The organism is Streptomyces sp. B1866 (genome assembly GCF_031932565.1).
In the GTDB taxonomy this organism is placed as follows: domain Bacteria; phylum Actinomycetota; class Actinomycetes; order Streptomycetales; family Streptomycetaceae; genus Streptomyces.
The window spans coordinates 1-9,876 of the sequence record NZ_JAVSCF010000238.1; the positions used below are offsets into that span (position 1 = coordinate 1).

A 9,876-nucleotide genomic window follows, 5' to 3' on the forward strand; every position below is an offset into this window, starting at 1 on the left:
CCGCAACAGCCCGGACCGCAACAGCCCGCCGGCCGTGGACGACGGCCTCGCGGCGCGGCCCCGGCGCGCCGCCGCGGCCGCGCCGGCCCGGGGCGCGGCGCTGAGCGAGTACCCGGCGCGACCGGAGCACGGCACCCCGGAGGTCGAACCTGTGTGGGACGCGGACCGCAACGCCGCCATGGGCGCGGCACACCGACCCGGCGCGCGGGACGAGGGCGCCGGAGCGGGCGAACACCCCGCGCGGGCCGACGAAGCGCCCGCGCGTGAGGCGGCGTTCGGCCGGCCGCGGCCGGGCGAGGCCGCCTACACGCCGTCCGGCGGCCCGCCCGCGCCGGGTTCCGGCGGCATGTCCCCGCCGTCTCCGCCGTCGTCCGGCGGGGTGCCGGCGGCCGCGGGCGGGACGCCGTCCGGCGGCGTGGCCCGCCCGGTGCCGACCGGTCCGCCCGCCGGCGGCCCGGGTCCGGTCGAGGCCGCGGCCGCGCGGGACCGGGGCGGCGACCGGCTGCGGTTCGTGGGGGCCGCGACGCGCCGGATCGCGCGCGGCATCGACCTGGACGAGATCGTGCTCGGCCTGTGCCGGGCCACGGTGCCGACGTTCGCGGACGCGATCCTGGTCTACCTGCGCGACCCGCTTCCGGTCGGCGACGAGCGGCCCGTCGGCCCGGTGGTGCTGCGGCTGCGCCGCACCGACCGCATACCGGAGGAGCCGGACACCGACAGCGGCCGGCTGCCGCTGCTGCCCTCGCAGCCGGACCTGTCCCCGGCGGTGGGCGGCGGGCCCGCGGCCGAGCTGTGCCAGGTGCGTACGGGCGGGCCGCTGGCGGAGGTGCTGCGCGGGGTGCGCCCGGTGTTCGGCGACTCGCTGGCCGCGCACGCCGCGCTGCCGGAGCTGATGGGCGAGACCACGACGGTGGCCACCGGGCAGCGCACGGTGCTCGCGCCGCTGCGCGGCCGCCGCCGCGTGATCGGCGCCGCGGTGTTCGTACGCCGCCCGGACCGGCCGCCGTTCGAGCCGGACGACCTGCTGGTGGCCGCGCAGCTGGCCACGCACACCGCGCTCGGCGTGGACAAGGCGGTGCTGTACGGGCGCGAGGTGTACATCGCCGACGAGTTGCAGCGCACCATGCTGCCCGACTCGCTGCCGCAGCCCACCGGCGTGCGGCTGGCCAGCCGCTACCTGCCCGCCGCCGAGACGGCGCGGGTCGGCGGCGACTGGTACGACGCGATCCCGCTGCCGGGCAACCGGGTGGCGCTGGTCGTCGGCGACGTGATGGGCCACTCGATGACCTCGGCGGCGATCATGGGCCAGCTGCGCACCACCGCGCAGACGCTGGCCGGGCTCGACCTGCCCGCGCAGGAGGTGCTGCACCACCTGGACGAGCAGGCGCAGCGGCTGGGCACCGACCGCATGGCCACCTGCCTGTACGCGGTCTACGACCCGGTCGCGCACCGCATCATCATCGCCAACGCGGGCCATNGCGCACCGCATCATCATCGCCAACGCGGGCCATCCGCCGCCCGTCCTGCTGCACCGCGGCGGGCGCGCGGAGGTGCTGCGGGTGCCGCCGGGCGCGCCGATCGGGGTCGGCGGGGTGGACTTCGAGGCGGTGGAGATGGACGCGCCCGCGGGTGCGACGCTCATGCTCTACACGGATGGACTGGTCGAATCACGCATGCGCGACGTTTGGACCGGCATAGAGCAGCTGCGCGAACGTCTGACCGCGACGGCCCGGCTGACCGGTCCGAACCCGCCGCCGCTGGAACCGCTGTGCGACGAGGTGCTGGACATGCTCGGACCGGGCGACCGGGACGACGACGTGGCCCTGCTCGCGGCCCGCTTCGAGGGCATTGCGCCGAGCGACGTCGCGTACTGGTACCTGGACCCGAAGGCGCAGACCGCCCGGCAGGCGCGCCGGCTCGCGCGCGGCGCGCTGGCCCGCTGGGAGCTGGACGAGCTGAGCGACGCGGTCGAGCTGCTGGTCAGCGAGGTGGTCACGAACGCCGTCCGGTACGCGGAGCGGCCGGTCTCGCTGCGCCTGCTGCGGACGGACGTGCTGCGCTGCGAGGTCGGGGACGACGTGCCGCAGCTGCCGCGGCTGCGGCAGGCCCGGCCCTCGGACGAGGGCGGCCGGGGCCTGTACCTGGTGAACCGGATGGCCCGCAGATGGGGCGCGACACGGCTCAACACCGGGAAGGTGGTGTGGTTCGAGCTGGCGCTGCCGTGAGTCCGGTCCGGGGTCGGCGCACCGCCCCGGCCCCGGGCCTCCTCCCCTCCCGGCCTGGACACCCCGTCCCGCCCTGATCCGCCCGCACAGCCTCTGACCTGGGAAAACCCAACACTTCAACACACCACAAGCAGCTATACACTCAGCGTATACACGTGGTGTACAGTGGCCTCATGTCCATCGGCCACACCCTGCTGGGACTCCTGGAGTCCGGCCCGCGCCACGGCTACGACCTCAAGCGCGCCTTCGACGAACGATTCGGGCACGACCGCCCCCTGCACTACGGCCAGGTCTACTCGACCATGTCCCGCCTGCTGAAGAACGGCCTCGTGGAGGTCGACGGCATCGAGCCCGGCGACGGCCCCGAGCGCAAGCGGTACGCCATCACCGACGCCGGCGTCACCGACGTGGCGGGCTGGCTCGCCGCCCCCGAGAGGCCGGAGCCCTACCTCCAGTCGACCCTCTACGCGAAGGTCGTCATCGCCCTGCTCACCGGCCGCGACGCCGCCGACCTGCTCGACGTGCAGCGCGCCGAGCACCTGCGGCTGATGCGCGTGCTGACCCGCCGCAAGCGCGAGGGCGACCTGTCCGACCAGCTCATCTGCGACCACGCCCTGTTCCACCTGGAGGCCGACCTGCGCTGGCTGGAGCTGACCGCCTCCCGCCTGGACCAGCTCGCCACGGAGGTGCGCTCATGACCCCGGCCGGCTCCCTCCTCGTGGGCGAGGCGCTGCGCAAGGCGTACGGCCCCACCCCCGCCCTCGACGGCGCGGACTTCTCCATCCACCCCGGCGAGGTCGTCGCCGTCATGGGCCCCTCCGGGTCCGGCAAGTCGACCCTGCTGCACTGCCTGGCCGGCATCGTCCGGCCCGACGCCGGCACCGTCCGGTACGCGGGCCGCGACCTGACGGCCATGGCGGACACCGAGCGCAGCGCGCTGCGGCGCGGGGAGTTCGGCTTCGTCTTCCAGTTCGGCCAGCTCGTGCCGGAGCTGAGCTGCCTGGAGAACGTGGCCCTGCCGCTGCGGCTGAACGGCGTGCGGCGCAGGGAGGCCGAGGCCCGGGCGGCCGAGTGGCTGGAGCGGCTGGAGGTCACGGACGTGGCCGCCAAGCGGCCCGGCGAGGTCTCCGGCGGCCAGGGCCAGCGGGTCGCCGTCGCCCGGTCGCTGGTCACCGGCCCGCGCGTGCTGTTCGCCGACGAGCCGACCGGCGCGCTGGACTCCTTCAACGGCGAGCGGGTGATGCTCCTGCTCACCGAGGCCGCGCGGGAGACGCGCGCCGCGGTGGTCCTGGTCACCCACGAGGCGCGCGTGGCCGCGTACTCCGACCGGGAGGTCGTGGTGCGCGACGGCAAGGCGCGGGACATGGCGGGCGTCGGATGAGCCCCACCGACGCCACCGACCACGCCACCGGCCACGCCACCGCCCGCGGCACCGCCCCCGGCCCGGCCGCGGGGGGCGGCCGGGAGGGGACCGTGCACCGCTGGGCCGCGGACCTGGCCATGGGCGCCCGGTTCTCGGTCACCGGCGGCCGGGAGAGCTGGACCAGGACAGTCCTGACCGCCGTCGGCGTGGCCCTGGGCGTGGCCCTGCTGCTGGTCGCCGCCTCGATCCCGCACGCCATGTCCGCGCGGGAGGCGCGCGACATCGCCCGCTCCTTGTCGACCGCCGAGCTGAGGCCCGGCCCCGCCACCATGGAGGTCCAGCCCGTCGACACGGCTTTCCACGGCAGGGGCATCCACGGCATACGGCTGTCGCCGGACGGTGACCGGCCGCCTCCGCCGCCCGGCCTGTCCCGGGTCCCCGGCCCCGGCGAGCTGGCCGTCTCCCCCGCCCTGAAGAGGCTGCTCCTGTCCCCCGGCGCGAAGCTGCTGCGGGAGCGGATCGGCGACCGGGTCACCGCCACCATCGGCAAGGCCGGTCTGGCCAACCCCCGCGAGCTGCGGTTCTACGCGGGCGTCCCGCGCGGCGCCCTGTACGCCCCCGGCGATGCCGAGGGGGCGTACAACCGCATCGACCACTGGGGCTACGAGGGATCACCGCAGCCTCTGGACCCGGGGCTCACCCTGCTCGTCGTCGTCGGCTGCGTCGTCCTGCTGCTGCCGGTGGGTATCTTCGTGGCCACCGCCGCGCGGTTCGGCGGCGAGCGCCGGGACCGGCGGCTGGCGGCCCTGCGGCTGGTCGGCGCCGACCGGCACATGACCCGGCGCATCGCGGCCGGGGAAGCGCTGTCGGGCTCCCTGATCGGCCTGGCGCTGGGCGCTGGGGTCTTCCTGCTGCTGCGGCAGTGGGCCGGCTCGGCGTCGCTGTGGGGTCTGAGCATGTTCACCTCCGACATCCAGCCGTCGGGCGCGCTGGTCCTGATGATCGCCGTGGGCGTCCCCGCCGTGGCCGTCGGCGTCACCCTGGTCGCCCTGCGCCGCGTCACCATCGAGCCGCTGGGCGTGGTCCGCGGCGCCGCCACCCGGCGCCGCCGCGTGTGGTGGCGGCTGCTGCTGCCCGCGGCGGGGTTGGCGCTGCTGCTGCCGAAGACGCGCGGTGACGGCTTCGTGGGCGACAGCGGCCAGGAGACCGCGCAGATCACGGCCGGCATCGTCCTCGTCCTGGTCGGCACCACCGCGCTGCTGCCGTGGGTGGTGGAGGCGGTCGTCCTGCGCGCCCGCGGCGGCCCGGTCCCCTGGCAGCTCGCCGTCCGCCGCCTCCAGCTCAGCAGCGCCGCCGCGGCCCGCGCGGTCAGCGGCATCTCCGTGGCGATCGCCGGGGCCATCGCGCTGACCATGCTCTTCCAGGCCGTGGAGGACCAGAACACCAAGGAGACCGGGGCCGACCCCTCCCGCGCCCAGTTGGAGACATACCTGCCGGCGAGCGGCCTGGCAGACCTCGGCGAGGTGCTGGAGCCGTTCCGCGGCACCCGGGGCGTCCGGCGGGCCGTCGGCTACACCGACAGCCTGCTTCTCCCCGCGGGCAAGAGGATCGCGGACGGGAACTCCGGCAGGATCTTCGTCGGCGACTGCGCCGCTCTCCGGGAGCTGGCCCGGATCGACCGCTGCCAGGACGGCGACGTCTTCACCGTCCCGCCGCAGCACGAATGGGACGGCGACTTCATGAAACCGGGCGCCACGGTGAACGTCTCCCACATGGATGACGAGATCAAGGCATGGACGATCCCCGCGACGGCCCCCGTGGTCGGCCCCCGGCCGGATCCGGCCGGCTTCGAGCAGAGCGGCGTCATGGCCACGCCGTCCGCCGTGAAGGAGGTGTCCGGCTACCTCGCCGACGGTGCCAGGGTCCTGCTGAGTCTGGACCCGCGGGTGCCGGACGCGGAGGAGTACGCGCGCAACACCGACGCGCGGCTGTCGCTGTCGATGAGCGCCAGAAGGATCGACGACTACTCGGAGTCGGACGATTTCGCGAAGATACGGGCCGCCCTGCTCGCCGGTGCCACCGCCACCCTGCTGCTGATCGGCGCCAGCATGATCGTCTCGACGCTGGAGCAGCTGCGCGAGCGCAGGCGGCTGCTGTCCGTCCTAGTGGCCTTCGGCACCCGGCGCGCCACGCTGAGCTGGTCGGTCCTGTGGCAGACGGCCGTCCCGGTGGTTCTGGGCCTGGGCCTGTCGGTCGCGGGCGGGCTGGCACTGGGCGCCGTACTCAGCCCGATGGTCGACAGGCCCGTTGCGGTGGACTGGGCGAGCGTCGGCACCATGGCCGGGGTCGGCGCCGGGGTGATCGCCCTGGTCACGCTCGTCAGTCTGCCGCCGCTGTGGCGGATGATGCGGCCGGACGGGCTGCGCACGGAGTGACGGCCGGCCGGCCGGGCAGGGCGCGGCGGAGCCCCGGCCCGGCCTCCGGCCCCACCCCGCTCAGCGCACGCCCCGCACCAGCACCCGTACCCGCACCGGGCATCGCACGACCCGCACCGGCACCGCTCAGTGCACGATCCGCACCGGCAGCGGGCTCATCGCCTCCCGCAGCGCGGCGGCGAACTCCTCGAACTCCCCGTGCCGCGCGGCCCCGGCCCGCATCGCCAGCGCGATGCGGCGCGACGGGGCCGGTTGGGCGAAGTAGCCGGTGGCCAGCTGCCCGCCCCGGCCGGTCTCCACCCGCAGCGCGGTGCGCGGCAGCAGGGTAACGCCCAGGCCCCCGGCGACCAGCTGGACCAGGGTGGACAGGCCCGCGGCGCTGGTGGTGACCGGCAGGCCCTCGGCGCGTCCGGCCTCGCGGCAGACGTCCAGCGCCTGGTCGCGCAGGCAGTGGCCCTCGTCGAGCAGCAGCAGGTCCAGCTCCCGCAGCTCCTCGCGCGGGATGTCGGCGCGCCCGCCCAGCGGGTGGTCGCCGGGCATGACGAGCACGAAGTCCTCGTCGAACAGGGGGATCTCGGTGACGCCGGGCGCGCCGAGCGGCACGGCGAGCAGCAGCAGGTCGAGCCGGCCGTGCGCGAGCCCGTCGAGCAGCGAGGACGTCTGCTCCTCGTGCACCTGGAGGTCGAGCCGGGGGTAGCGGCAGCGCACCAGGCGCAGCACGGTCGGCAGCAGGTACGGGGCGACGGTGGGTATCACTCCGAGCCGCAGCACGCCGGTGAACGGCGCGCGGGCCGCCTCGGCCTCCTCCAGCAGCTCCCCGACCGCGTCCAGCACCGCGCGGGCCCGGACGGCCAGCCGCTCGCCCGCCGAGCTGAGCAGCACCTTCCGGGTCGTACGCTCCAGCAGCTGGACACCCAGCGTCTCCTCCAGAGCGGAGACGGCGCCGGACAGCGCGGGCTGGCTCATGCCGATGGCGGTCGCGGCGTCCCGGAAGTGCAGGTGCTCGGCGACCGCGACGAACGCCCTGAGCTGGGACAGGCTGGGCTGCCGGGACCTGCCCGCCGGCCCGCCGGAAGACACGGCCGCGACCACTGATAGAAACCTCCGATCAACATCGCCAAGTATAGTTATTTCCCTGATCAATGCCCGGTGTGGCACTGTAGTCGCACCTGCATCCCCCAGGAAACCCTCTGGCAACACGGTGACCAGGGGTTTCACCGAGCCTCTGAGGAGAGCGCGTGCTCACCGTTGGTGACCAGTTCCCCGAGTACGACCTGACCGCCTGTGTGGACCTCGACCCGGAGAAGGCGTTCGCGCAGATCGACCACAAGACCTACGACGGCAAGTGGCGCGTGGTGTTCTTCTGGCCGAAGGACTTCACTTTCGTCTGCCCGACCGAGATCGCGGCCTTCGGCCAGCTCAACGAGGAGTTCACCGACCGCGACGCGCAGATCCTCGGCGTCTCCGGCGACTCGGAGTTCGTCCACCACGCCTGGCGCAAGGACCACGCCGACCTGCGCGACCTGCCCTTCCCGATGCTCGCCGACGCCAGGCACGAGCTGATGCGCGCGGCCGGCGTCGAGGGCGCGGACGGGTACGCCCAGCGTGCCGTCTTCATCGTGGACCCGGACAACGAGATCCAGTTCGTCATGGTGACGGCCGGTTCCGTGGGCCGTAACCCCAAGGAGGTCCTGCGGGTGCTCGACGCCCTCCAGACCGACGAGCTGTGCCCGTGCAACTGGAGCAAGGGCGAGCAGACCCTGGACCCGGTCAAGCTGCTCGCGGGTGCGTGATCGGTCGCGATGGCTCTCGATGACCTGAAGTCCGCCCTGCCGGACTACGCCAAGGACCTCAAGCTCAACCTCGGCTCCGTGATCGGCAACTCGCCGCTGCCCGAGCAGCAGCTGTGGGGCACGGTGCTGGCCGTCGCGATCGCCTCGCGCTCCCCGCGCGTGCTCGCGGCGCTGGAGCCGGAGGCCAAGGACCACCTGAAGCCGGAGGCGTACACGGCCGCCAAGGCCGCCGCCGCCGTCATGGCGATGAACAACGTGTTCTACCGGACCCGGCACCTGCTGTCGGACCCGGAGTACGGGACCCTGCGCGCGGGCCTGCGGATGAACGTCATCGGCAACCCGGGCGTGGAGAAGACCGACTTCGAGCTGTGGTCGCTCGCGGTCTCCGCGGTCAACGGCTGCGGCCAGTGCCTGGACTCGCACGAGCAGGTGCTGCGCAAGGCCGGGGTGGACCGCGAGACCATCCAGGAAGCCTTCAAGATCGCCGCGGTCGTCCAGGCCGTGGGCACGACGCTGGAGGCCGAGGCGGTGCTGGGCGGCTGACGCCTGGCCCGTACCGGCGTGCCGGGGCCCGGCCGGCCGGCGTGCCCGACGAGCCGGGGCCCGTGCGGACACACCGCACGGGCCCCGGCCGCGTCATGTCCCGGACAGGCCCGCCCCCGCGGTCCCGCCACCGCGGCGGCTGTCACACGTCTTCGGACACCCGCCGCTCCTCGCGGGACCGGTCCTGTCCGGCCGGCTCCTCCTGGCGGGCGGGCTGGTCCGGCGGGGCGGCCGCCGGGACGGCGCCGAAGGCCCGCTCGCTCGCGTACGAGCGCAGGTAGCCGACGACCGTGTTGAGGACCGCGACCAGCGGCACCGCGACCACCGCGCCGCCGATGCCGCCGACCAGCCCGCCGGCCGCCACGGCCAGCACCACGGCCAGCGGGTGCACGCGCACCGCCCGGCCGAGGATGAAGGGCTGCAGCACGTGGCCCTCTATCTGCTGCACGGCCAGCACCACCACGAGCACCATCGCCGCCGTGAACACGCCCTGCGTGACCAGCGCGACCACCACCGCGAGCGCCCCGGAGACCACCGCGCCGACCAGCGGGATGAACGCGAACAGGAAGATGAAGACCGCGAGCGGCACGGCCAGGGGCACGTCGAGGAAGAACAGGCCCACGCCGATGAAGATCGCGTCGATCAGCGCCACGATCACCGTGCCGCGCACGTAGGCGGTCAGCGTCTGCCACGCGCGCGGGCCCGCGCCCGCCACGCCCTCGCGCGCCGAGGCGGGGACGAGCTTCAGCACCCAGTTCCAGATGCGCGGCCCGTCGTAGAGCAGGAACAGGGTGCTGAACATCGCCAGCAGGATGCCGGTCAGCACCTCCACGACCACGGTGACGCCCTCCAGGCCCGCCGAGGTGATCTGCTCGGAGTTGGCGCCGATGGCCTCGCGCAGGCTGTCCGCGACGTCGTTGATCTGCGCCTCGGTCACGTGGAACGGGCTGTGCAGCAGCCAGTCGCGCAGGTCGTCGATGCCCGCTTGGACCTGCTTGGAGAGCGAGTCGACGTTCTCCATCACCTGCCAGACCACGAACCAGCACACCAGGCCCATGATCACGAAGCCGGAGATGAAGGTGATGGCGGTGGCCAGGCCGCGCGGCACGCCCTTGCGCAGCAGCCGGGCCACGAACGGCTCCAGCAGGGCGGTGATCAGCAGCGCGCTGCAGAAGGACAGCACCACGAGCTGTACGGCGCTGATGACGCGCATCAGCACCCAGACCGTCCCGGCCAGCACCAGCAGCCGCCAGCCGACCTCGGCGGCGACGCGCACGCCCCAGGGCACGGCGGTCACCGGGTCGGGACGGGCGGCGACGGCGGACGTGAAGCCGGACGGGGGCGGCGTGGCGGCGGGCGCGGGGGTTTCCGCGGGTCCGCCGGACCTGGGCTGCCTGGGGGGTGTCGGGGCGCCGGACCCCGGGCGGCGGGCCCCGCCGGGCGCCCCGGCGGCGGGCCCGCGCCGGGCGTGGTCCTCGGGCCCGGGCCGGGCGGGTTCTCCGGCACCGGGACTGGCG

General features: G+C 74.6%; 7 protein-coding genes and 1 pseudogene. 6 read left to right on the forward strand and 2 right to left on the reverse strand.

What is annotated here, in order from left to right; translation table 11 throughout:
- Window positions 1-178: 178 nt before the first annotated feature.
- The 4 genes and pseudogenes from RKE29_RS24030 to RKE29_RS24045 all read left to right on the forward strand — a co-directional run bounded on the left by RKE29_RS24030 (window position 179) and on the right by RKE29_RS24045 (window position 6,023).
- Window positions 179-2,225, forward strand: a pseudogene (locus tag RKE29_RS24030) (SpoIIE family protein phosphatase).
- A gap of 173 nt (window positions 2,226-2,398) precedes the next feature.
- Entirely contained in the window at window positions 2,399-2,923 is a 525-nt protein-coding gene (locus RKE29_RS24035) for a PadR family transcriptional regulator (RefSeq protein WP_312007691.1), read from the forward strand.
- Window positions 2,920-3,606 carry an ABC transporter ATP-binding protein gene (locus RKE29_RS24040; RefSeq protein WP_312007693.1) on the forward strand — a complete coding sequence of 229 codons (687 nt, stop codon included), beginning with the start codon at window positions 2,920-2,922 and terminating at the stop codon, window positions 3,604-3,606. Before RKE29_RS24035 ends, RKE29_RS24040 begins: the two co-directional genes overlap by 4 nt.
- Window positions 3,603-6,023 carry an FtsX-like permease family protein gene (locus tag RKE29_RS24045; protein WP_312007695.1) on the forward strand — a complete coding sequence of 807 codons (2,421 nt, stop codon included), beginning with the start codon at window positions 3,603-3,605 and terminating at the stop codon, window positions 6,021-6,023. Before RKE29_RS24040 ends, RKE29_RS24045 begins: the two co-directional genes overlap by 4 nt.
- A 126-nt stretch (window positions 6,024-6,149) precedes the next feature.
- On the opposite strand, the gene RKE29_RS24050 is transcribed toward RKE29_RS24045, so the two are convergent.
- Window positions 6,150-7,115, reverse strand: coding sequence for a LysR substrate-binding domain-containing protein (locus RKE29_RS24050; protein WP_312007696.1), 966 nt, complete (start codon window positions 7,113-7,115; stop codon window positions 6,150-6,152).
- Window positions 7,116-7,261: 146 nt separating this feature from the next.
- On the opposite strand from RKE29_RS24050, the gene RKE29_RS24055 reads away from it, so the two are divergent.
- Together RKE29_RS24055 and RKE29_RS24060 are read left to right on the forward strand one after the other, a co-directional pair.
- A complete protein-coding gene (locus RKE29_RS24055; protein WP_312007698.1) occupies window positions 7,262-7,816 on the forward strand; it encodes a peroxiredoxin in 555 nt (184 codons plus the stop codon).
- 9 nt (window positions 7,817-7,825) lie between these two features.
- Window positions 7,826-8,359 carry an alkyl hydroperoxide reductase gene (locus RKE29_RS24060; RefSeq protein WP_312007699.1) on the forward strand — a complete coding sequence of 178 codons (534 nt, stop codon included), beginning with the start codon at window positions 7,826-7,828 and terminating at the stop codon, window positions 8,357-8,359.
- 142 nt (window positions 8,360-8,501) lie between these two features.
- On the opposite strand, the gene RKE29_RS24065 is transcribed toward RKE29_RS24060, so the two are convergent.
- On the reverse strand, window positions 8,502-9,876 hold a 1,375-nt coding region (locus tag RKE29_RS24065), incomplete at its 5' end, for an AI-2E family transporter (protein WP_312007700.1).

Coding starts and splice junctions, on each gene's coding strand:
- RKE29_RS24035 (WP_312007691.1), top strand. CDS start 2,399: ATGTCCATCGGCCACACCCTGCTGGGACTCCTGGAGTCCGGCCCGCGC.
- RKE29_RS24040 (WP_312007693.1), top strand. CDS start 2,920: ATGACCCCGGCCGGCTCCCTCCTCGTGGGCGAGGCGCTGCGCAAGGCG.
- RKE29_RS24045 (WP_312007695.1), top strand. CDS start 3,603: ATGAGCCCCACCGACGCCACCGACCACGCCACCGGCCACGCCACCGCC.
- RKE29_RS24060 (WP_312007699.1), top strand. CDS start 7,826: ATGGCTCTCGATGACCTGAAGTCCGCCCTGCCGGACTACGCCAAGGAC.